The sequence below is a fragment of the Peptidiphaga gingivicola genome (assembly GCF_001652275.1).
Taxonomy (GTDB): domain Bacteria; phylum Actinomycetota; class Actinomycetes; order Actinomycetales; family Actinomycetaceae; genus Peptidiphaga; species Peptidiphaga gingivicola.
Genome location: NZ_LVZK01000001.1, coordinates 1,692,040 through 1,714,331 on the forward strand (window position 1 = coordinate 1,692,040; position 22,292 = coordinate 1,714,331).

At 66.2% G+C, this 22,292-nt stretch carries 23 protein-coding genes; 19 read left to right on the plus strand and 4 right to left on the minus strand.

All coding sequences use genetic code 11. From position 1 onward, the window contains the following. Window positions 1-107: 107 nt before the first annotated feature. Entirely contained in the window at window positions 108-1,550 is a 1,443-nt protein-coding gene (locus A4H34_RS07045) for an MFS transporter (protein ID WP_064231503.1), read from the minus strand. Window positions 1,551-1,833: 283 nt separating this feature from the next. On the opposite strand from A4H34_RS07045, the gene aspS reads away from it, so the two are divergent. Beyond that, window positions 1,834-3,636 (plus strand): aspartate--tRNA ligase, encoded by a 1,803-nt coding sequence (aspS, locus tag A4H34_RS07050; protein WP_064231504.1) that lies wholly within the window; start codon window positions 1,834-1,836, stop codon window positions 3,634-3,636. 92 nt (window positions 3,637-3,728) lie between these two features. Here the strand turns inward: aspS and A4H34_RS07055 are convergent, their stop codons facing one another. Beyond that, on the minus strand, window positions 3,729-4,283 hold the full coding sequence (locus A4H34_RS07055; RefSeq protein WP_082903105.1) for a hypothetical protein: 555 nt from the start codon (window positions 4,281-4,283) through the stop codon (window positions 3,729-3,731). A gap of 30 nt (window positions 4,284-4,313) precedes the next feature. On the opposite strand from A4H34_RS07055, the gene A4H34_RS07060 reads away from it, so the two are divergent. Continuing rightward, a complete protein-coding gene (locus tag A4H34_RS07060) occupies window positions 4,314-4,898 on the plus strand; it encodes a TetR/AcrR family transcriptional regulator (RefSeq protein WP_064231506.1) in 585 nt (194 codons plus the stop codon). Between the two features lie 46 nt (window positions 4,899-4,944). On the opposite strand, the gene A4H34_RS07065 is transcribed toward A4H34_RS07060, so the two are convergent. After that, on the minus strand, window positions 4,945-5,397 hold the full coding sequence (locus A4H34_RS07065; RefSeq protein WP_064231507.1) for a GNAT family N-acetyltransferase: 453 nt from the start codon (window positions 5,395-5,397) through the stop codon (window positions 4,945-4,947). Window positions 5,398-5,568: 171 nt separating this feature from the next. Then, the gene (locus A4H34_RS07070) at window positions 5,569-6,261 is read right to left on the minus strand and encodes an RBBP9/YdeN family alpha/beta hydrolase (protein ID WP_082903106.1); all 693 of its coding nucleotides are present in this window, start codon (window positions 6,259-6,261) and stop codon (window positions 5,569-5,571) included. A gap of 266 nt (window positions 6,262-6,527) precedes the next feature. Between A4H34_RS07070 and A4H34_RS07075 the strand changes: the two genes are divergently transcribed. The 17 genes from A4H34_RS07075 (at window position 6,528) to A4H34_RS07155 (ending at window position 22,217) form a co-directional block, all read left to right on the plus strand. Then, window positions 6,528-6,893 carry a MerR family transcriptional regulator gene (locus A4H34_RS07075; RefSeq protein WP_064231508.1) on the plus strand — a complete coding sequence of 122 codons (366 nt, stop codon included), beginning with the start codon at window positions 6,528-6,530 and terminating at the stop codon, window positions 6,891-6,893. A gap of 12 nt (window positions 6,894-6,905) precedes the next feature. Then, window positions 6,906-7,391 carry a putative immunity protein gene (locus A4H34_RS11570; protein ID WP_407946317.1) on the plus strand — a complete coding sequence of 162 codons (486 nt, stop codon included), beginning with the start codon at window positions 6,906-6,908 and terminating at the stop codon, window positions 7,389-7,391. Window positions 7,392-7,723: 332 nt separating this feature from the next. Further along, the gene (locus tag A4H34_RS07085) at window positions 7,724-9,064 is read left to right on the plus strand and encodes a replication-associated recombination protein A (RefSeq protein ID WP_064231510.1); all 1,341 of its coding nucleotides are present in this window, start codon (window positions 7,724-7,726) and stop codon (window positions 9,062-9,064) included. Window positions 9,065-9,174: 110 nt separating this feature from the next. Continuing rightward, the gene (gene rpsD / locus A4H34_RS07090) at window positions 9,175-9,795 is read left to right on the plus strand and encodes a 30S ribosomal protein S4 (protein WP_040322677.1); all 621 of its coding nucleotides are present in this window, start codon (window positions 9,175-9,177) and stop codon (window positions 9,793-9,795) included. Window positions 9,796-9,938: 143 nt separating this feature from the next. Beyond that, window positions 9,939-12,605: an alanine--tRNA ligase gene (gene alaS / locus A4H34_RS07095; protein ID WP_064231511.1), complete on the plus strand. Its 2,667-nt coding sequence runs from the start codon at window positions 9,939-9,941 to the stop codon at window positions 12,603-12,605. Further along, the gene (ruvX, locus tag A4H34_RS07100) at window positions 12,605-13,075 is read left to right on the plus strand and encodes a Holliday junction resolvase RuvX (RefSeq protein WP_064231512.1); all 471 of its coding nucleotides are present in this window, start codon (window positions 12,605-12,607) and stop codon (window positions 13,073-13,075) included. The genes alaS and ruvX overlap by 1 nt, the downstream gene beginning before the upstream one ends. Next, window positions 13,072-14,313 carry an endolytic transglycosylase MltG gene (gene mltG / locus A4H34_RS07105; protein WP_064231513.1) on the plus strand — a complete coding sequence of 414 codons (1,242 nt, stop codon included), beginning with the start codon at window positions 13,072-13,074 and terminating at the stop codon, window positions 14,311-14,313. The genes ruvX and mltG overlap by 4 nt, the downstream gene beginning before the upstream one ends. Beyond that, window positions 14,310-15,011 carry a hypothetical protein gene (locus tag A4H34_RS07110; RefSeq protein ID WP_064231514.1) on the plus strand — a complete coding sequence of 234 codons (702 nt, stop codon included), beginning with the start codon at window positions 14,310-14,312 and terminating at the stop codon, window positions 15,009-15,011. The genes mltG and A4H34_RS07110 overlap by 4 nt, the downstream gene beginning before the upstream one ends. Before the next feature lie 84 nt (window positions 15,012-15,095). Further along, window positions 15,096-15,680, plus strand: a complete 585-nt coding sequence (locus tag A4H34_RS07115; RefSeq protein WP_064231515.1) for a prepilin peptidase — start codon at window positions 15,096-15,098, stop codon at window positions 15,678-15,680. A 55-nt stretch (window positions 15,681-15,735) separates the two neighbouring features. Continuing rightward, window positions 15,736-16,941 (plus strand): chorismate synthase, encoded by a 1,206-nt coding sequence (aroC, locus tag A4H34_RS07120; RefSeq protein ID WP_064231729.1) that lies wholly within the window; start codon window positions 15,736-15,738, stop codon window positions 16,939-16,941. Further along, a complete protein-coding gene (locus tag A4H34_RS07125) occupies window positions 16,938-17,462 on the plus strand; it encodes a shikimate kinase (RefSeq protein WP_064231516.1) in 525 nt (174 codons plus the stop codon). Before aroC ends, A4H34_RS07125 begins: the two co-directional genes overlap by 4 nt. Continuing rightward, window positions 17,459-18,013, plus strand: a complete 555-nt coding sequence (locus A4H34_RS07130) for a shikimate kinase (RefSeq protein ID WP_009198781.1) — start codon at window positions 17,459-17,461, stop codon at window positions 18,011-18,013. Before A4H34_RS07125 ends, A4H34_RS07130 begins: the two co-directional genes overlap by 4 nt. Window positions 18,014-18,153: 140 nt before the next feature. Next, window positions 18,154-18,717 (plus strand): elongation factor P, encoded by a 564-nt coding sequence (efp, locus tag A4H34_RS07135; protein ID WP_040322675.1) that lies wholly within the window; start codon window positions 18,154-18,156, stop codon window positions 18,715-18,717. Continuing rightward, window positions 18,717-19,232 carry a transcription antitermination protein NusB gene (locus A4H34_RS07140; protein WP_009198778.1) on the plus strand — a complete coding sequence of 172 codons (516 nt, stop codon included), beginning with the start codon at window positions 18,717-18,719 and terminating at the stop codon, window positions 19,230-19,232. Before efp ends, A4H34_RS07140 begins: the two co-directional genes overlap by 1 nt. A 117-nt stretch (window positions 19,233-19,349) precedes the next feature. After that, window positions 19,350-19,895 (plus strand): bifunctional pyr operon transcriptional regulator/uracil phosphoribosyltransferase PyrR, encoded by a 546-nt coding sequence (pyrR, locus tag A4H34_RS07145; protein ID WP_009198777.1) that lies wholly within the window; start codon window positions 19,350-19,352, stop codon window positions 19,893-19,895. A gap of 1 nt (window position 19,896) precedes the next feature. Continuing rightward, on the plus strand, window positions 19,897-20,871 hold the full coding sequence (locus A4H34_RS07150) for an aspartate carbamoyltransferase catalytic subunit (protein ID WP_009198776.1): 975 nt from the start codon (window positions 19,897-19,899) through the stop codon (window positions 20,869-20,871). Then, window positions 20,868-22,217, plus strand: a complete 1,350-nt coding sequence (locus A4H34_RS07155) for a dihydroorotase (RefSeq protein ID WP_064231517.1) — start codon at window positions 20,868-20,870, stop codon at window positions 22,215-22,217. The genes A4H34_RS07150 and A4H34_RS07155 overlap by 4 nt, the downstream gene beginning before the upstream one ends. Window positions 22,218-22,292: the final 75 nt, after the last annotated feature.

The window sequence follows — 22,292 nt, forward strand, 5'->3', positions numbered from 1 at the left end:
TTCACGTCGGCCGAAGGCGAGGCGATAGGCGTGCGAAGGCACGGGGCGTAAGGTTTAGCAGCCGTGGCTCTGTGCGCACGCGCGGTGCGAGGCGTCGGCGTGGGATTTTAAACGACGGACTCGATTGCGCGCGCCGAAGACTGGAGCTGGGCTTCCTCCTCGGAGCCAGGGTGGGGGACTGTCCTTCGCACGACGATCAAGGACACTGCGCTCAACAGCGCCATCGTTCCGACCGAGGCGGCGAAAGCCCACTCTTGGGCGGGCATGACGATGGCATAGACCAAGCCGACGACCGCGACGCAGAAGGAGAAGCCGAGGGTGTCGGCGAGCTGGATGGCCGACGACGTCGTCCCCTGCCGGCGTTTGGGAGTCATGGCCAACGCGTGAACCGCCATGGCCGAAAAGACCAAGCCCATTCCCAATCCCGCCAGGCTCCATCCGGCCACGACGAGCCACGGGGAGAACCGATAAAAGCTCGCGGGGACGACGACGAGAATGCCGCACAGCTGGAATGTCGTTCCGAGAGAGGCGATATTCCGTCGCAGATCGGGGGAGGAGATCCGCCCCTGGATCCACGAGCCCAAAGCCCACGTGATCGAACCGACCGTCAGGATGAATCCCGCCTCGGTGGGGCGCCAGCCGTGGATCTTTTGCAACAGGAGGGGAAGAAAGGCCTCGGTGCCGAGCAAAGTGCCGCTGCTCAAGCCGCGCATGAGAATCGTCGAGGCGAGACCCCGCCGGGCGACGTACGTGCCGCGCGGAAGCAGAGGGCGAATGAAAACGAAAGTCAAAACGCCGGTGAGAACGACGGCGGCGTACACCGCGCCGGTGAACTTCTCCGGCGGAGTCCCGGAGAGGATCTGAAGCCCCGCGATGGATGCGCCTGTGAGTACGGAGGGGATCATAATCCCCGTCCAGCCGACGAGCGGCCCGGGGTCCGTTTTAGGCAGGCGCTTGAGGACGACGAGCAAAAGGGGAAGGCCCAAGAGGAAAAGGACTGGAACGCATCCGAAAACGGCCCTCCAATTCAATGATTCGACCATCCAGCCTGCCACGACCGGCCCGACCATCGACGGCAGAATCCAAGCGCCCGAAATCATGGCGAAAATGCGTCCCTGACGATCGGGGCGGACGTGGCTGCCAAGGATCGAGTACAGCGGGACTATGCACATGCCTCCGCCGAGGCCTTGAACAGTTCTGCCGACAACGAAGAGCTCCATCGTGGGGGCGGCCGTGCACACCGTCAAACCCGCGGAAAGGACGCCGAGGCCCACGAGCAGGCACGCTTGGGACGAGCGAGCGTCGCACCACAGCCCGGCAAGGGCCGTCGTGACGAGCTGCGCGGCGAGGGGGATGCCCATGGCGAGCGCGTAGAGATTCTGCCCGTCGAGCTTGTCTGCGACGGTGGGCATGGCCGTTCCCACCGCCACAGCCTCGAAAGCGATCAGAGATACGCAGCCGACCGTCAGCCAAGTGAAAAGCCTCTCGACGACCGGGCTCAAATAGGCGTTCGCGAGAGAGCGCGGCGTTTTCGTGTGCTCTTTTTCCATGTGCCCCTTCTTTTCGTACAGGTGAGACAGCATTCTCCCACCGCGAACACGATCCGCGACAATGCGGCGTGGTGGCCGCGGCGCCGAACCCCGGCGCGGGATCGTTAACCGGTGCCGTCGGCGGTTTCGCGACCCGGCGTGGAATCGCAACCCGGCGCCGGGTGTCCGCAGCGCGTCGGGAAGCAACTATCATTGAGCAGTGGCCGCCGCTCGTCTGGCGCGGCCGGGCGGCCGCAGCGGTCCCGATCGAAAAGCAGCGGTCCAGATCGAAAAGAGGTAGAACGTGCTCCGCACACGCATGGCCGGTTCTCTCCGGTCGGAAGACATCGGCTCGTCGGTCACTCTGACCGGATGGGTCGACCGCCGTCGCGACCACGGGGGAATCGCATTCATCGACCTTCGCGACGCATCGGGGATCGTCCAAGTCACCGTTCGCGAAGAAGTGGCGCACGAGCTTCGCAACGAATACTGCCTGCAGGTAGTGGGAGTCGTGCGCGAGCGACCTGACGGCAACGCGAATGCCGCGCTGTCAACGGGCGAGATCGAAGTGGAGGCGGCCGACGTCGTCGTCCTCAACCCCTCCGCCGCGCTTCCCTTCCAAGTCTCCGAACACGCCGACGAGCAGGCGGGAGAGGAGGCTCGCCTGAAATATCGATATCTCGATCTGCGGCGTGCCCCGATGCAGCGGGCCATCCGGCTGCGGTCCGAGGCCTCCCAGGCGGCCCGCAAGGTTTTGCACGGCCACGATTTTGTGGAAGTGGAGACGCCGACCCTCACGCGTTCGACGCCCGAAGGCGCGCGCGACTTCCTCGTTCCCGCGCGGCTGAACCCCGGATCGTGGTACGCGCTGCCGCAGTCGCCCCAGCTGTTCAAGCAGCTGCTCATGGTCGCGGGGATGGAGCGCTACTACCAGATCGCACGCTGCTATCGGGACGAGGACTTCCGCGCCGACCGCCAGCCCGAGTTCACGCAGCTAGACATCGAGATGTCCTTCGTCGACCAAGACGACGTCATCGCCGTCGCCGAGGACGTTCTGCGAGAAGTGTGGGCGCTCATCGGATACGATCTCGAAAAGCCGATCCCGCGCATAACATATGCCGACGCGATGGAACGCTACGGCTCTGACAAGCCCGACCTGCGCTTCGGCCTCGAACTCGTCAATCTCACCGAGTATTTCGAGAACACGCCGTTCCGGGTGTTCCAGAATCCGTACGTGGGCGCGGTCGTCATGCCCGGCGGCGCGTCTCAGCCGCGCAGGGCCTTCGACAAGTGGCAGGAATGGGCGAAGGCTCGCGGCGCGAAGGGCCTCGCGTACGTGACGATCGCTGAGGACGGGCAACTCGGCGGCCCGGTCGCGAAAAACATCTCGGAGGCGGAGAGAGCGGGGCTGGCAGAAAAGGTCGGGGCCAAACCGGGCGACTGCGTGTTCTTCGCTGCGGGTTCGCCGATCGAGGCGCGCGAGCTGCTTGGCGCCGCGCGTCTGGAGATCGGCAAGCGCTGCGGCCTCATCGACCCGAAGGCGTGGGCGTTCACATGGGTCGTAGATGCGCCGCTGTTCAAGCCCTCGGGGGCGGCCGCCGCGGAGGGCGACGTCGCGCTCGGCCATTCGGCGTGGACCGCCGTCCACCACGCCTTCACCTCGCCCAAGCCCGAATGCCTCGATTCCTTCGACGTCGACCCCGAAAACGCGCTGGCCTATGCCTACGACATAGTTTGCAACGGAAACGAGATCGGCGGAGGGTCGATCCGCATCCACAGACGCGACGTCCAGGAGCGGGTTTTCAAGGTCATGGGGATCTCGGCCGAGGAGGCGCAGGAGAAGTTCGGCTTCCTGCTCGACGCCTTCAAGTTCGGCGCTCCGCCCCACGGCGGAATCGCCTTCGGTTGGGATCGGATCGTCTCGCTCCTGACCGACGCCCCCTCGATTCGGGACGTCATCGCCTTCCCGAAGATCGGCGCCGGCTGGGACCCCCTCACGGACGCGCCCGCGCCGATCACCGCGCAGCAGCGCAAGGAGGCCGGCGTGGATGTGAAATCCCGCGAAACTGACGCCGACGAGAAGCCGCGAGAAGCGGGCGGGAACTAAGCCTCGGGCGCGGCGGAAACCAGCGAAGGCGGCAAACGGGAAGCGAAGTCAACCCGCCCCGAGGAAACGGGGTCGACGTCGAGGACGCTTCCTCACCCCCGCCTGCGCCAGTAGCCGACCAACCCGACGGTCAAGGCGAAAGGCCATAGAACCGCCGGACCGTACGCGGCGACGAGGATCGCGCGCTGCGCCGAGTTCATGCCCGCCATCGGAGTCCAACCTTCCCAAAACCCCGCGCTCACGCCTATGACCCGCACCGCAATCACACCCACGACGAAGTAAAGGCAAAGCGCCCCGGCACCGCCGACGGTCGCGGCGAGGCCACGGTGTACGGTCTTTCCGCCCAGACGCGGAACCCACTTCGGAACCTTTTCGCCCCAGCCGCAGCACAAGCCCAACGAGAGCGCCGCTGTGCCCACTTGCAGCGCGTCCAAGAGCAGAACGTAGAGGACGCCCGACGCGCTCGAGCGGTAGACGCCGGCCTCCGCAAAACCTGTGTCGGCTCCGGCGAGCATCGCGATGCGCCAGCAAGCGGAGGGCAGCGGGCTGAGGAACGCGATCCAGCAGGCTGCCTTCGCCCACCGTTGGGGTTTGCGCCCGACTGCGCCCGGGGAAGAGGCAAATAGATGCGCGAATCTAAAACTCATGGCCTCAATATACCGCTATACTCAGATGCCATGGCGCGTCCGGTGAAGTACAGCCTCGACCAGATACTCGACGGCGTCGCGGTTGCGGCCCGCGAGCGGGGGATCGAGGTTTCGATTGCGGACATTGCAGCCGCGGCGAATGTGCCCTCGGGTTCGATATACCACCGCTTTTCCTCACGGCGGGAATTGCTTGTGCGGCTGTGGCTTCGCTCGGTTCGCCGCTTTCAGGAGGGTTTCGTTCGAGCGCTCGACGGCGACCCGCCGGAGCGCGCCGTCGTCGCGGCTGCGCTTCACACGCCGACGTTCTGCCGGAGCAACCCGATGGACGCCATGGGAATGACGCTTTTCCGGCAGTGGGAGCTCGTCGATGACGCACCCGATCCTTGCGCCGAGGAGGTGCTGCACGTCAACGACGGCATCGACGCCGCCACGGCGAGGCTCGTTGAGCGTCTGCGCGGTTTCCGCGACGAGCGCAGCTACGGGCTGATTGTGGCGGCGACCCGCACGTGCCCGTACGGCTTGGTCCGTCCGCACGTCGGGTGCGAAATTCCCGAGTGGATCGACGAAGCCGTGGCCGCCAGCGCCTCGGCGATCGCCGGTCTCGTCGCGCAATAGGGTACGGCCAGCCGACAAGTTCGCCGGTTTCATCGCGCATTGGGGATCAAAACGAGAATCGTGCGAAGCCGCGAACGCCGAGCTCGCCGAGGTCGGTCATTCCCACGCTTCGATAAAAGGAGGCGGTTTTCGGCTCGTCGTCGGTGATGAGGACAATCTGAGGCACGTGCGCGAAACGCTCGAGCGCCGCGGCGGCCAAGCGCGTGCCTATGCCGTTGCGCTGCCGGTCGGGACGCACCAGAATGTCCTGTATGTAGGCGATCGAGGCGTCGTCGCCGACGGCCCGGGCTAGGCCGACGAGCTCGCGGCCGTCCCACACGCTCAGTTTCCACAGCGAGTTTTCGACGGCGCGGTGCAGCAGATCTGGGTTTCGGGTGTAATTCGACCATCCGACCGATGTGTAGAGGCCGATGAGGTCGCCCTTCGCAATCGGGCCGTTCTCTGAGTAATCCAATGCGCTGCCTGCAACGAGGCGGTCAGCGGAGTGGTTCGGCGCCATGAGATTGACTTTACTCTATTTCTCAGACGCCATTTCTCAGTCGCCGAGACCCGCCGCTCGACCACGTTTGCCGCTCTCGACCGGGCTCGCGGCCGAGTGGAGCGTTGCTAACTCGCCCGATTTTCAATTGAGCGGCGCGCCTTCCGTCCCCGCCGCCGAAGAGAGCGCCGTCTAGGCCGCCGACAGCGCTTCGAGCACTTCGGGGAGCTCGGTGACGCCGTCGGACGCGAGAAAATGTCCGGCCCCGTGCACGGTCAGCGTTCTAGCGCCGATTCGCTCCGCGAACTCCGCGGATGACCCGGCCGGAACGAATGGGTCGTCGTCGGAGCGGATCACTGTTGCGCGGGCGAAAACGCGCGGATTGGGGAAAGGGTTCTTCGAGAGGAAATCCGGCAGCTGCGAGAGTATGAAGCGGTCGACGTCGTCGTCCCCGGCAAGCGGAAGTTCGCAGGCGAAGGGCGCGACGGCGACGAATGCGCCGAGCTGCGCGTCGCAGGAGGCGCAGCCGCGTGCTCGGGCGTGCGCGGCGCCGCGTCTGACGAGACGTTGGATCGCGCGCAGCGCGGCAAGGCCGCCGAGGCTGTGGGTGACGACGGCCGTCTTCCGCGAGAGGGGGCCGATTGCATCGGTCGTCGAGAGGATCCACGAGGCTGCCTCGGGCGACTGGGGGAGGGGGAGCTCCACCGCCTCGGCGCCGGGAACGGCCCGCATCAGCCAAGGGAACCAGTGATCCGCGGGTGCGGCGCCGTAACCGTGAAGGATCACGACCCGCTCGAATGGTATTCCCCTGGCGGAATCGCTTCCCCTGGCGGAATCGCCCGAAGGGGAATCGGCGCCTTTCGCAAATGAGTCCGAGTTCTTCATGGCTGGAATGCTACGGCTTGACGCTAGTGTGAAGGTCAACAGGGAGTGTGCGCCGTGTGGCGGTTGCGCAGCGTCGAAAGGCTATTGCGGAGCTTGGCGGTTCGCGGGGAGCAGAGGGGACTGCACGGCGGCGCCGAAGCGATCGCGCCGCTGCAGTTGCACAGCGTCAGAAAACGGCTGCGGCGGTGAACGAAACTCTGCGAGAATGGTGGCCGATCTCGTGAAGGGTGCGAGATTGCGGACGACGCGCGGAAGGGACGTGAGGCATGCGAATCGGCGAATTTGCGCAAATGGCCGGCGTGAGCGCCAGAGCCCTGCGCCACTACGAGACGGCCCGGCTGCTTGTGCCCGCGCGCACGTCGGGCGGGTACCGCGACTACACGGCCAAGGACCTTGACACGGTTGAGAGAATTCGGCTGATTCTCGGCACGGGTCTGGGTGTGGCTGCGGCCAGACGCTATCTCGATTGCGTGCGCGCGGGAAGCGGCGAGGCGACGGTGACGATGTGCCCGAATCTTCGGCGCGAACTTTCCGAGCTCGAGGATCGGCTGCGGCGTCGCAGTGAGCAAATAGCGGGGGAACGCGCCGCGATAGCCCGTTTTGTGGCGTCGTCCCACGGTGAAGGCGTCTGATGCCTTTTCCACGTGACGAATCTGCGCCCGAGGCCCGACGCCGACGACCTCACACTGTCCGAAGAGGACCGGCGCGAGCTCGTCGATCGGGCGGCTCGCGAGTGTGAGGACTCTGCAGCGCAAGCCGTGGCCCGGGCATGCGGGCAGGCGATCGCCGTCGCCCATATGGGCGGGCATGCGCGCAATGTTGAACGCTACACGCGCAAGGCGCTGTCCGGGCCGCCCTCGTCGCCGAACTTGAATGGCAGCGCGCCTCGATTCCGGCGCGGCTGCGCGAGTACGTCTTCGGCGGTTGGCGGGTGCGCGCAGCTGACCTTCCGGATTGCGCGGACGACGTCGAAGTCGAGAATCGACAAGCGGAGTGACGGCGGGCGCGGGAGCGCGAAAGCGTCATCGGGGCTTTCCGGCGTTAGCGGCACCAGAATCTGGTCGTTTTCACGACCTTCTGTACTTTTCATCCTAGCCGGGCGGCGTTACGGTCCCTCTTTGCACTTTTAACTCCTTCACACTGTCATTTCCATGATTTTTAATGCTGTTCGTGCGAATTCAGTGGCGTTCCTGCAGCCCTTGGTATTTATCATGCGAACCTTAAAGACACTTTTCGAGCTCGCTGCGCTTTTTTGGTCCGGTTGGCCATATTCGCCAATAGGTGCCTTTCACACCCCGCGCGGCCACTTCGAGTGTGCTCCCTTGGCAGAGCTGCGTGCCGATTCGCTTTCACCCCCCCTCGGCGACTTCGAATTGTCGAGTGAGCGCCCGGCGAATGTAAACTCCGGCGGTCGCTCTCGCGTCCGGAAAATTTGACGGAGAGGCCCGATAGCATTGACAGCATGGACCTTTTCGATGCGATGGGCACAGACGACGCCGGCATCCCCGACGGCGCGGGAGGTCCCCTCGCCGCACGGATGCGCCCGCGAACTCTTGACGAGGTCGTCGGGCAAGGCCATTTGCTGGCCGAGGGGTCGCCGCTGCGCCGGCTGGCAGAGGCGAGCGGCGGAGCGCCGTCGTCGGTGTTTCTGTGGGGGCCGCCCGGAACGGGGAAGACCACCTTCGCCTATCTCATCGCGCGTGCGGGAAACAGGCATTTCGAAGAAGTGTCGGCGGTTTCGGCCGGGGTGAAGGAGCTGAGGGCCGTCGTCTCGGCGGCGCGCCAGCGTCTGGCCACGAGCGGCCGCGAAACTGTCCTGTTTGTCGACGAGGTCCACCGATTCAACCGTGCCCAGCAGGACGCCCTTTTGCCCGCCGTTGAAAACGGCTGGGTCACGCTGGTCGCCGCGACTACTGAGAATCCCTCGTTCACCGTCGTCTCTCCGCTTCTGTCGCGCTCTCTTCTCGTGACGCTCAAAGGGCTTGCCGAGGAAGACATTCGCACGATCGTCGCCCGCGCGCTCGAAGACGAACGCGGCTTCGCCGGACGTCTGTCGATCGCGGCTGACGCGCTCGACAATCTCGTTCGCATCGCCGGGCGCGACGGAAGGCGGTCTCTCACGCTTTTGGAAGCTGCCGCTGAAGGGGCGCGAACGCGCGGCGAAACGACGATTGAACTGGCCGACGTCGCTAAGGCCTCCGACGGGGCGACGGTGCGCTACGACAGGGCGGGCGATCAGCACTACGACGTCGTCTCCGCTTTCATCAAGTCGATCAGAGGGTCGGACGTCGATGCGGCGATGCACTACCTCGCCAGAATGCTCAGCGCGGGAGAGGACCCTCGTTTCATCGCGCGCAGGCTCATGATCAGCGCGGCCGAGGACGTCGGCATGGCTGATCCCTCCGCCCTGCAGACGGCTACGGCGGCGGCGCAGTCGGTCGCTCTCGTCGGAATGCCCGAAGCGCGGATCATCCTGGCCGAAGCGGTGGTCCACCTTGCCACGGCGCCCAAATCGAACCGGGCGTACATGGCCGTCAATGCGGCGATGTCCGACGTGGCCGCGGGAAAGGCGGGCCCCGTTCCCGAGGCGCTGCGAGACACGCACTACGCGAGCGCAAAGGATCTGGGACACGGCGAGGGATACAAGTACGCCCACGACTTTCCCGGGGCCGTCGCACCCATGAAATTCATGCCGGAAGGGCTTGAAGGCGTCCGCTATTACAACCCCAGCGATCGCGGCTACGAGTCGCAGATCACCTCTTGGCTTGCGCGGATTCGGAAAGCGCTTGAGGAAGATAGCTGATACAATTCCATGGTTGTCCACCCGGGCAGCGTCAAACCTGGGGCCTCAGCCTATGGGTCGGCCCCGCAGCCGCACGCGGCTGCGCATACAACATCGACAGGAGCAATTGCATGGCGGGAAACCGTTCTCGTAAACTTGTGCGTCAGTCCCGATCGTTGGGCATCGCACTGTCCCCGAAGGCCGAGCGCTACATGCAGCGTCGCCCGTACCGTCCCGGCGAGCATGGCCGAGGCCGCACCAAGGACTCCGATTACTCAGTCCGTCTGAAGGAGAAGCAGCGCCTTCGCGCCCAGTACGGAATCCGCGAGGCGCAGATGCGCCGCGTGTGGGAGGAGGCTCGCCGCGCCGAAGGCCTGTCGGGCGAAAACCTCGTCGAGCTGCTTGAGATGCGCCTCGACGCGCTCGTTCTGCGCGCCGGATTCGCCCGCACGATCGCGCAGGCGCGCCAGGTCGTCGTCCATCGTCACCTGCTCGTCGACGGGAAGATCGTCGATCGCCCCTCCTTCCGGGTCAAGCCAGGCCAGACCGTCCAGGTCAAGCCGAGGTCGCAGACTTCGCCGCAGTTCCACGTGGCGGCCCAGGGCGCACATCGGGACGTTCTCCCGCAGGTTCCCGGATATCTCGACGTCGATCTCGAGAAGCTTCGCTTCACCCTGACCCGGCGGCCCAAGCGCGCCGAAGTTCCGGTCATTTGTGACGTCCAGATGGTCGTTGAGCACTACTCGCGTTAATCGAATCCAAGAACGCGCCCTGCGGGGCGCGTTCTTGGCATCCTGCGGGCGCGGGCAGGGACTGCCCGCGCGTGTGAAAAGTACGGGCTGCGGCCCGCGTATATGAAAAGCGGGCGCCGCGCCCGCCCTAGAAAAGGTCAAAAATGCGTACCGCCGAAATCCGTCAGCGTTGGCTCGACTACTTCGCCAAGCACGATCACCACATCGCGCCCTCGGTGTCCCTCGTCTCGCCCGATCCCTCGATTCTCTTCACCGTCGCGGGAATGGTGCCGTTCATCCCCTACATCCTGAACACCGAGCCAGCCCCGTGGCCGACGGTCGCATCCGTTCAAAAGTGCATTCGAACGAACGACATCGACAACGTCGGCAGAACCACGCGCCACGGCACGTTCTTTCAAATGAACGGCAACTTCTCCTTCGGGGACTACTTCAAAGAAGGCGCCATCGACCTCGCGTGGGGCCTGCTGACCTCCTCGCTCGCCGAGGGAGGCTACGGACTCGACGGCGACCGCCTATGGATGACGATCTGGGAAGAAGACGCGGTTTCCTACGATTACTGGACCCGCGTCATCGGCCTTCCCTCCGATCACATTCAAAAGCTCCCGTTCAAGGAGATCTCTTGGTCCACAGGCCAGCCCGGGCCGGCGGGGGCGTGCTGTGAAATCCACTACGACCGCGGCCCCGAGTACGGCCCGGACGGCGGCCCCGCCGCAGACGTCCAGGGAGACCGCTTCCTGGAAATCTGGAACCTCGTCTTCGACGAATTCGTCAGGGGCGAAGGAGAAGGCCACGATTTCGAACTCGTCGGCAAACTCGAACGCACCGCGATCGACACCGGCGCGGGCCTCGAGCGCATCGCCTACCTCCTCCAAGGCAAAGCCAACATGTACGAAATCGACGAGGTCTACCCGGTCATCCGGGCGACGGAGGAGATCGCCGGAAAGAAATACGGGGCCGACGCCGAAGACGACGTGCGCATGCGCGTGGTGGCCGACCACGTCCGCTCCTCCCTCATGCTCATCGGCGACGGCGTGCGGCCCGGCAACGACGGCCGCGGCTATGTTCTGCGGCGGCTCATCCGCCGCGCGGTGCGCTCCATCCGCCTTCTCGGCGTCGACGACGTCGTCCTTCCCTCCCTCATCGCCACGTCCAAGGACGCGATGAAGGATTCCTACCCCGAGCTCGAAGCCGAATTCTCGCGGATCCTCGATGTGGCCTCGGCCGAAGAGGCCGCCTTCCGCAGGACGCTCGCCTCGGGAACCCAGATCTTCGACCTCGCCGCGTCCAAAGCCTCCGGTGGAAACAAGGTCCTCTCCGGCAAGGACGCCTTCGCCCTCCACGACACCTACGGCTTCCCGATCGACCTCACCCTCGAAATGGCCTCCGAGCAAGGGCTCAAGGTCGACGAAGGCGAGTTCCGGCGGCTCATGCAAGAGCAGAAGGACCGCGCCCGCGCCGACGCCCGGGCGAAGAAGACCGGCCACGTCGACTCGGCCGTGTACAACGAGATCCTCGACGAAAGCGGCGGCTCCACTCGGTTCCTGGGATACTCGGAGACCGGGGCGGAAGGCAAGATCGTGGCCCTGCTCGTCGACGGCGTTTCTGTTCCGGCGGCCACGGCCCCCGCGGAAGTCGACGTCGTCCTGGACCAGACGCCCTTCTACGCGGAAATGGGCGGCCAGCTGGCCGACCGCGGGACGATAAGCGTCGAAGGCGGCGGCCTCGTTCAAGTCGACGACGTCCAGTCGCCGGTCAAGGGCCTCAACGTCCACCGCGGAACCGTCAGCGAGGGCACGATCGCCGTCGGCGAGAAGGTCTTCGCGCAGATCGACGTCGACAGGCGCGGCCAAATCGCCAGGTCTCACACCTCGACGCACATGATCCACAAGGCGCTCCACGAGTTTCTCGGGGAGCAGGCAACCCAGGCGGGATCGGAGAATTCTCCCTCCCGGCTTCGTTTCGACTTCCGTCACGGCGAGCAGATCCCCGCGGACGTCGTCATGGGAATCGAGGGGCGCGTCAACGACAGGCTCCGCGAAAACCTTGAAGTCACGGACGAGATCATGGATCTCGACAAGGCGCGAGCCGCAGGGGCCATGGCCCTTTTCGGTGAAAAGTACGGAAAAGAGGTCCGGGTCGTCTCGATCGACGATTCGTGGTCGAAGGAGCTGTGCGCGGGCACGCACGTCCCGTCGACCGGGAAGATCGGATTGGTCTCCATCCTCGGAGAGTCCTCGATCGGGTCGGGAGTGCGGCGCATCGACGCCCTCGTCGGCGAAGGGGCATACGCATACGGCGCGAAAGAGCACGCCCTCGTCTCTCAGCTGGCGGGCATCGTCGGTGCGCGGCCCGAGGAGCTGCCCGAACGGATCGACGCCGTCCTTTCTCGCCTGAAGTCCGCCGAGAAAGAAGTCGCCGCCCTCAGGCGCGAAAAGCTGTCGGCAAGAGTCGGGGACATCCTAGGCGGACGCCGTCGCATCGGGAAGTTCGACCTTTACTGGGCCGGTTTGGGCAACGTCGCCAGCGGCGACGACGTCCGCGCCGTCGCAACGGACGTCCGGGGCAGAATCGACGATTCGGAGGCCGCCGTCGTCGTCGTCGGAGGCGTCGTCAACGGCCGCCCGTCCGTCGTTGTGGCGACGACGTCCGCGGCGAGGCAGGCCGGCGCCAGGGCCGGAAAGCTCGTCTCCTCGTTCTCGAAGATCCTCGGCGGAGGAGGCGGCGGACGCGACGACGTCGCCCAAGGCGGAGGCCAGGACCCGTCCAAGCTTCTGGAGGCCCTTGAGGACCTAGAGGCGCAGCTGAGCTGATGCGCAGGGGCAGACGCGTGGGATTCGACGTGGGGCAGGTTCGAATCGGGGTCGCCCAGTGCGACCCCGAGGGCATCCTCGCAACCCCCGTTGAGACGCTGTGGCGCGGGGAGTCGGACATTGACGACGCCGCGCAGATCGTGCGAGATTGCGAGGCGATGGAAGTGATCGTCGGGCTCCCGCTCAACATGGACGGCACGGAGGGCGCATCGGCGCGTGACGCTCGCGCCTGGGCCGCCAAGTTGGCCGAATCCGTGGCGCCGGCGCCCGTCAGGCTCGTCGACGAGAGGCTCTCCACCGTGACCGCCCACGGGCAGCTCATAGCGGCTGGACGCAACTCACGCAAGCACCGCTCGATTGTGGATCAGGCCGCCGCTGTGGTTATCCTCAATACAGCACTTGAGATGGAACAGCGCACAGGCAACGCACCCGGCGAGTGCGTCTCCATCGCGCAGGAGGCACAACAATGACCGATTTCTTCGACCGCTCCGCGAATCAGAGACGTTCGCGAAAAGGCCCGTTTGTGGACCAGCAAACGGCGTCGCGCAAACGCCGCAGAAAGCAGCGAAGGCGGTCGTTCGTCATCTTGGTGATGGCCATAGCCTTCCTCTCTTCCGTCTCGGTGATCTTCATCCCCGAGTTTTTCAAAGAATCCAAAGTAGTCGAGGACTATCCCGGGCCGGGTTCGGGAAAGGTCTCGATCGTGATCCCGGAATCCGCGACGGGCAGAGAAATCGCCGCGATTTTAAAGGAAAAAGGCGTCATCGCCAACGCGCAGCCGTTCATCGACGCCTACAACAACGACAAGAGGGCGCAAAGCCAGATCAAGCCCGGCGTGTACGAGCTGAAGAAGCGCATGTCGTCGGCGGGCGCTCTGGCGTCCCTGCTCGGCCGCCAGTCCACGGAGGTCAGGGTCACCATCCCTGAAGGCTGGACGAAACAGCAGATCTATGAGAGGTTGGCGGACAACCTCAACGTGCCCGTCGCCGACGTGCAGAAAGCGGCCGAGAACACGGCGGCCATCGGGCTGCCCGAAGAGGCCGACGGCAACCCGGAAGGATGGTACGCCCCGCTGACGTACTCCTTCCCCAAAGACACAAAGCCTGAAGACGCGCTCAAGAAAATGGTCGAGTCGCGGATGGCCCAGCTCAAAAAGCTCAAGGTCCCCTCCGGGCAGTGGAAGACCGTCCTCATCAAAGCGTCGATCGTGGAACGCGAGGTCAACAAAGGCGAGTACTATCCGAAGGTAGCCCGGGTGATCGAGAACAGGCTCGCCGACAAGGGCCAGGTCAACGGCCTGCTCCAGATGGATTCGACCGTTCTCTACGGCCTCGGGCATCGCGGCGGATCTCCCACCACCGCCCAAACGCGCGACGCGAGCAACAAGTACAACACCTATCAACACCCGGGCTTGCCGCCCACGCCGATTTCCGCTGCGGGCGACGCGGCGATCGACGGAGTGCTCCACCCCGCCGACGGAAACTGGCTTTACTTTGTGACGGTCAACTTGGAAACCGGCGAAACGAAGTTCACCGACGACTGGGAAGAGCACCTCAAGAACGTCGACGAGCTCAAGAAGTGGAACAAGGCCCATCCTCACCCGAGCGCCACGAGCGGCGACGCGGCGGGCGGACAGAAAGACACGACCGGCGGCCAGAAGTCCGACAGGGAATCTGACAAGCAAACCGGCGGCTCCACCGGCAAATGACCTGCATTCTGTGGGTCGGGGAAGACTCGGTCCATCTGCGTCTTCTCGAGGCCTCCGGAGCCGTCCGGGTCGAGCGGGCCGCCAGCGTCGAAGAGGCGTGCGCCCGCCGAGCCGACGCCCTCGCTCGCGGGAAGACAGAGCCCGCGTGGGCCGGCATCGCCGTCGACGCCGCACACTACGCCGCTGCGATGCAGGCCGCCGAGCTTCGCGACGGGCTTGCCGAGGCCGTCGGATTCGCCGACACACTGGCCTTCGCCGGCCCCCTGCCCGGCGCCTACGCTTTCTGCGCGCGAGTGGGGGGAATCGTCGCGGCCTTCCGCGAGGCCACAGGCAGCCTTTGCCGTTCGGACGACGGCGCCGTCGTCGGCTCGGGACCGGAGGCGTGGGCGGGGCTCGCCGCTTTGACGCAGCTGCGAGTCCGCCGCCTCGTCGCCCACACCGAGCCGTTCGACGCCGCCACGCCGGCCGTGGCCCACAGGCTCGGCATCGAATTGGCGACCGCCGACGCCGCAGCGTTCACGGGCGCCCCCGTGGTCTATTCGGCCCGCGAGCTCGCCGCGATTGTCAATGACGACGAAAAAGGCCTCGTCGTCAACGAAACCGTCGCCTTGCACACGGCCGCGGCCCAGGTTCGCCTCCTCGCGTCGAAGGAACCGGATCTGGAGACGATGCGAAACGTCATGCGCTCTGCGCTTTGACCCCGGCGCCGTGGCCCGGGCGCTTTGCGGCGACCCTGTGGACAACTCGGCGGGCCTACGGGCGATTCGCCCTAACGTTGCAGCATGGAATTTTGGTCTCGTGAGCGCATCCTTCGCGGCGCCCTCTCGCCCCTCCGCGCTGCAGCGCTGTGGGCATGCGCGGCGATCCTCCTTGGCGCGGCTCGTTCGTTCGCGGCTTCGCCGCACGCGGACGCCTCGCTCAGCCCGGGCTTCGCAGCCGCCGAACTGACCTGGGGAGCGGCCGCCGCGGGTTTTCTTGCGGTGGCCGCCTACGTCGACGCCGTGCTCCAGATTCTGCCTGACCCGCTCGTCGCCTCGGCCGCCGCGGCGGCGTCTCTTTCGGCGGCGTCGCGGGGAATCGACGATCTTCTTGCCGCCGCCGTCACCGGCGCCTTTTCCTTTCTCGCAGCCTTCGCCCTCGCCTCCGCGACAAGCCTCGGCCGCGGCGACGCCAAGCTGACCGGCGCACTTGGCCTGTGGACCGGTCAGCCTCAGCCTTTGATCCTCGGCCTGACCGTCGGCGTCGCCTGCGCCGGAATCGTTGCGTGCGCACTGCTCGTCATCGGGAAAATAGACCGCCGAACTACCGTGGCCTTGGGGCCGTGGCTGGTGGCAGGCGCCTCGGTCGCGTGGGCGGGGAGCGGCTAGCGGAGAATCAAATGAGAAGCTTGATTGCAATCCGAACCGTGGGACAATGATGGGCATGTTCTCTTGGTCAACGGCGGGGGAGTCCCACGGACCGGCCCTCATCGCACTCATGGAAGGCGCTCCGGCGGGGGTGCGCATTTCCTCCGCGGACATTTCGCGCGCGCTCGCCCGGCGGCGGCAGGGGCACGGGCGCGGCGCGAGGCAGAAATTCGAGCGCGACGAACTGACCGTCCTCTCGGGGATTCGCCACGGCAAGACGATCGGCTCTCCCATAGCCCTTGAGATAGGCAACTCCGAATGGCCGAAGTGGCGCGCGGTGATGTCCGCCGACCCCGTCGACCCCTCCGAGCTGACCAGGGACGCGGGCACGGGAGACCCGCGCGAAATCGCGAGAAACAAACCCCTGACGAAGCCGAGGCCCGGGCACGCGGACCTCGTGGGAATGAACAAGTACGGCTTCGACGACGCCAGGCCCGTGCTCGAACGCGCCTCCGCCCGCGAGACGGCCGCCCGCGTCGCCCTCGGCGCGATCGCCGCGGCAGTCAACGGCCAGGTCGCGGGAGTGTCCGTCCTTTCCAGAGTCGTGAGGATCGGAAATGTCGTAGACGAGAGCGCCCCTCCGGGCCCCGACGCGGCCGAGGCGCTCGATGCGAGCCCCGTCAGATGCCTCGACCCCGCCGTGGAGGCTGCGATGGTCGCGGAGATCGACGAGGCGAAGAAGGACGGCGACACCCTCGGCGGCGTCGTCGAAGTGCTCGTCTACGGAGTTCCCCAAGGGCTCGGCACGTACGCGACGCCCATGGGCAGGCTCGACGCCAGGCTCGCCGCCGCGGCGATGTCGATCCAGTCGGTCAAAGGCGTGGAGATAGGCGACGGCTTCACCGGCGCCGGACGCCGCGGGAGCGTCGCCCACGACGAGATCGTCCGCGAGGGCGCCCTCCGGCGGCTGACCAATCGGGCGGGAGGAATCGAGGGGGGAATGTCCAACGGCGAGGCCATCCGCATCCGTCTGGCTTTCAAGCCCATCTCGACCGTCCCAAGGGCGCTTCGCACGATCGACACGGCCACGGGAGAGCCCGCGACCGCGCTCCATCAGCGCTCCGACGTCACGGCGGTCGTTCCGGGAGCCGTCGTCGCCGAAGCCATGGCCTCGCTCGTCGTCGCGCAAGCCCTGATCGAGAAGACGGGAGGCGACTGCGCGGACCAGATGCGCGAGTCGCTCGCCGCCTACCTCGCCTCCATACCGGAGGCCCGCGCATGAGCGCGAAAGCGGTGTTCATCGGCATGCCCGGAGCGGGCAAATCCAAGGTCGGCAGGCTCGTCGCCGAAGCGCTCGGCTGCGACTTCCAAGACTCCGACGATCTCATCGTCCAGGCCGAGGGGCGCAGCATCGCCAGCATTTTCTCCGACGACGGCGAAACGCGGTTTCGGGAGATCGAAGCCGAGGTCGTCGCCCGCGCCCTTCTCGACTTCGACGGGGTCCTCTCCCTCGGCGGAGGTGCGATTCTCGCCGAATCGACGAGGAAGGCGCTCAGAGGCCACCCCGTCGTCCTCATCGACGTCGACGACGCAGAACTCGTCAGGCGCGCAAAGCAGTCCTCCGTGGTCCGTCCCCTGTTGGCCGGCGACCCCGCCGCAAGAATGGCGGCGCTGCGTTCTGAGCGCGACGCATGGTACAGGGAAGCCGCCCTTCACACCGTGACGTCCGACGACGGCCCCGTCCAACGGGTCGTGGCCGAGGTCCTTCGCCTTCTGGGCGCCGGCTCGGAGCCGCGTCCGTGAGCCTCGCGATCCTCCTCGGGCCGCCGGGCGCGCTCGTGGCCGAGTGCGCGGAGCGGATCTCTGCCGCGAGCGGCCGCAGCTGCCTCCTTGTGGACGACGCCGTGGAAGCCGTCGCGGGGGAGAGCCCCGAGCGGATCGTCACGACGAAGGGCGCGCGGGCCCTGAGGGCCGTCGAGCGCGAGGTCGTGGGCGCGATCCTCGATTCGATCGACGCCGCGGACGACAGGATCCTCGCGCTGAGCTCGGGATCGCTCGGAGACGGCGAGGACGACGAGGACTTCGCCCCCGTCAGGCGGCGAATTGCGGAGTTGGCGGGGGAGGGCGCCGTCGTCGTGCATCTGACGGGAGACCTCGCGACCCTCGTGAAGCGAACGGGCATCGGCGGGCCGCGCCTGGCCGCCGTCGAATCCCCCCGAAAAATCTTCTACCGGCACCTTTCGCGCCGGGAGCCCCTCTATGCGGCGGCCGCCGAGGCGACGGTCGACACCTCTGGAATGGACGTTCCGGAAGCGGCCGCGCAGGTCGCCCGCCTCATCCGCTTCGCGCCGTGAAGGGCGCCGGCATCGTAACCCGCTTCGCGTCATGAGGGGGTGCCCGGCGTCATACGGACCGTTTGCTCGCAGACGCGAGCGAACCTGTATTCTAGGGACGGCGCGCAAAAGGCGCGAAAGACAACAGACAAGGAGCCCTTGTGGCAAGCACCAACGACCTGAAGAACGGAATGGTTCTGAACATCGACGGCCAACTGTGGAGCGTCGTCGAGTTCCAGCACGTCAAGCCGGGCAAAGGCCCCGCGTTCGTGCGCACCAAGATCAAGAACGTCCTGTCCGGCAAGACGGTTGACAAGACGTTCAACGCCGGAGTCAAGGTCGAGACGGCCACCGTCGACCGCAGGGACATGCAGTACCTGTACAACGACGGCACGGATTTTGTATTCATGGACCTAGAAACCTACGAGCAGATTCCGGTCTCGCCGGAGATCGTGGGCGACGCCGCCAATTTCCTCCTCGAGGAGCAGCAGGCCATCGTCGCCTCGCACGAGGGGCAGGTCCTCTTCGTTGAGCTTCCGGCGTCGGTGGTCCTCGAAGTGACCTACACCGAGCCCGGCCTTCAAGGCGACCGGTCCAACGCCGGCACCAAGCCGGCCAAGGTTCAAACCGGCTACGAAGTCCAAGTGCCCCTTTTCCTCAACCAGGGCGACAAAGTCAAGATCGACACTCGCACGGGCGAATACCTCGGCCGAGTGACGGACTGATGGACGAACAATCCAAGCGCCGGCGGCGCAAAGACGGCTTCACCGCCAGGACCAAGCAACGCAACCGCGCTCTCGACGTCGTCTTCGAGGCCGACGAGCGCGGTCTGCTCGGCCAGGGCGACCTCCTCGCCCTGCTCGGCGAACGAAGGGTTGTGTCCACCTCGCAGTCGCCGATCCGGGACTTCGGAGCGAGCATCGTCGAAGCGTACGCCGAAAACGCCGACGACATCGACACGATCGTCGAAGCGGCGAGCGAGGACTGGGCGATGAGCCGCATGAACGCCGTCGACCGCTCCATTCTTCGCGCGGCAGCGGCGGAGCTCGTGTACGTGGGCACCGATCGCTTCCACGTCATCCCCGAATGGGCGAGCCTGGCCCGCGAGTATTCGACGGAGCGCTCGGTGGGCTTCGTCATGGGAGTCCTCAACCGAGTTGCGGACATTCGCGCGCGCGAACTTGCCGGCGGACGCGAGCTTTCCGAAAGCGAGGAGGCGGGCGGCCAAGAGGCGAACTGACCCGTAGACGCGCGAGCCTTGTTGCGCCTCGGGCCGCCGAGGGCTACCGTAATCGATGGAACCCGCCTTGGTTCCGATTCTTTAAGCCCGTCCTGCGAGGCGGGGAAGGAGGCCTTTATGGCAGACAAGGCGCGCGCCCGCGTGGTGCTTGACGCCGATGACATCGAGCGGTCGCTCAAGCGCATCGCTCACGAAATTCTAGAGCGCAACAAAGGAGCCGAGAACCTCATCCTTCTCGGAATTCCGACTCGCGGGGCGCCGCTGGCGCGGCGGCTTCGCGACGCTCTTCGCGAAGCGGGAGGCGTGGAGGTCCCCGCAGGCTCGCTCGACATCACGATGTACCGCGACGACCTTCGAAGCAATCCCATTCGCGTTCCCCATCCGACCAGCATTCCCGACGGCGGTATCGACGCCGCAACGGTTGTGCTGGTCGATGACGTTTTCTACTCAGGCCGGACGATTCGCTCCGCTTTGGAGGCCATCGCCGACATCGGGCGGCCCGCCGCGGTTCAGCTGGCGGTCCTGGTGGACCGCGGGCATCGCGAGCTGCCGATTCGCGCGGACTACGTCGGAAAGAACCTGCCGACGTCGCGCACCGAAAAGGTGCGGGTGAACCTCGCCCCCATCGACGAAGCCGATTTCGTAGCGATCGAGGAGGCCTGACATGCGCCATCTTTTGGGAACAGACGACATGACACACGCCGAGGCCATCCAGATTCTGGACACGGCTGAGACGATGGCCGCGACCCAGTCGCGCACGATCAAAAAGCTCCCGGTTCTGCGCGGGCGCACCGTCGCGACGACGTTCTTCGAGGACTCGACCCGCACCCGGCTGTCCTTCGAGGCCGCCGCCAAGCGGCTCTCGGCAGACGTCATCTCCTTCTCAGCGAAGGGGTCCTCGCTGTCGAAGGGCGAGTCGCTCAAGGACACGGCGCAGACGATCGTCGCGATGGGGGCCGAAGCCCTCATCGTGCGACACAGCGCCTCGGGCGCCCCGCACAGGCTGGCCCACTGCGGTTGGATCGACGTTCCGATCCTCAACGGCGGCGACGGCACCCATCAGCATCCGACCCAGGCCCTGCTCGATTCCTTCACGCTGCGCCGCCACCTGCACACCGGGCAGGACAAGGCCGCCCCGGAAGGCTCCGACCTGGCCGGCGCGCACGTCGTGGTCGTCGGAGACATCCTCCACTCGCGCGTCGCCCGCTCGAACGTCGATCTCCTTTCGCTCCTCGGGGCGAAGGTGACTCTGGTGGCCCCGCCCACCCTGCTGCCCGTCGGCATGGAGGATTGGCCGTGCGAGGTGTCCTACACGCTCGACGACGTCCTCGCCTCCAAGCCCGAGGCCGTCATGATGCTGCGGGTCCAGCGCGAGCGCATGAGCGGCGCCGGCGGCGGCTTCTTTCCCTCGCCTGAGGAATACTCGCGCCAGTACGGCCTGAACGCGGAGCGCCTCTCGGTGCTCGGCGACGACGCCGTGCTCATGCATCCGGGCCCGATGAACCGCGGCCTGGAGATTTCGGCCGACGCGGCCGACTCCGCCCACTCGGTGGTTCTCGAACAGGTGGCCAACGGAGTGTCCGTGCGCATGGCCGCCCTCTACCTTCTTCTGGCGCACGGCGAGGAGATTTCGGCATGAGCGAGTACATTTTCAAGCGGGCGAGGCTGCTGGGCAAGGACGTCGTGGACGTCCACGTGCTCGACGGCATGATCGCCGCGGTGTCGGGCGACGAGATTTCCTCGGCGAACGCGACGGTCGTGGACGCTTCGGGCCTCGTGGTTTTGCCCGGGCTCGTGGATTCGCACACGCATCTGCGCGAGCCCGGCCTTGAGGACTCCGAGACCGTCCTGACCGGTTCGCAGGCCGCGGCCGCGGGCGGCTACACCTGCGTCAACGCCATGGCCAACACGACGCCCGTCCAGGATTCGGCCGGCGTCGTCGAACAGGTCATGCGCCTGGGAGAGATCGCCGGGTACGTGGACGTGCGCCCCGTGGGCGCGGTTTCCTCCGCGCTGGAGGGCAAGCACCTTGCCGAGCTCGGAGCCATGGCCGCCTCGGACGCCCAGGTCCGCTACTTCTCCGACGACGGAAAATGCGTTTCCGACCCCGTGCTCATGCGCAGGGCGCTCGAATACGCGAAGGCCTTCGACGGCGTCGTCGCCCAGCACGCCCAGGATCCGCGGCTGACGGAAAGGGCGCAGATGCATGAGGGCGACGTCTCGGCCGAGCTTGGGCTGGCCGGCTGGCCGGCGGTCGCCGAGGAGTCGATCATCGCCCGCGACGTGCTTCTGGCCAAGCACGTCGGCTCGAAGGTCCACATTCTCCACGTTTCCACGGCCGGATCGGTCGACCTCGTCCGCTGGGCAAAGGCCCAGGGAATCGCCGTGACGGCCGAGGCCACGCCTCACCACCTGGGCCTCGACCACACGGAAGTCCGCTCCTACGATCCGATGTTCAAGGTCAATCCGCCGCTTCGCCCCCGAGAGGACGTCGAGGCCCTGCGCCGCGGCGTCGTCGATGGGACGATCGACGTGATCGGAACAGACCACGCGCCGCATCCCATCGAGGAGAAAGACTGCGAGTGGGCGGTTGCGGCCAACGGAATGATCGGCCTGGAGACGGCGCTTTCGGTTGTCCAAGAGTCGCTCGTGGACGTCGGCCTCATCGACTGGGAGGACGTTGCCAGGCTTATGAGCTACGAGCCTGCGCGCATATGCGCCAGCCCGGACCAGGGCCGCCCGGTGGCCGCGGGGGAGCCGGCGAACCTCTGCTTCGTCGATCCCGATGCGAGGCGGGAGATTTCGGGGCGCGCCGGCCACTCGAAGTCGCACAACACCCCGTGGGAGGGCCGCACCCTTCCGGGACGGGTGATGTACACCGTCCACCGGGGCGTGCCGACCGTGTGGGAGGGCGAGCTCCGCTCCCACGGGGACGTCATGGCCGATCGTGCGAAGCTCGGTCGCGTCGGCAGCCTGACCGTCTGAACCTGACCGTCTGAAAACGCTGCAAGTCTGAGGCGCTCAACGTGCGGATGCGGTTGCCCGATCGCATCCGCACGT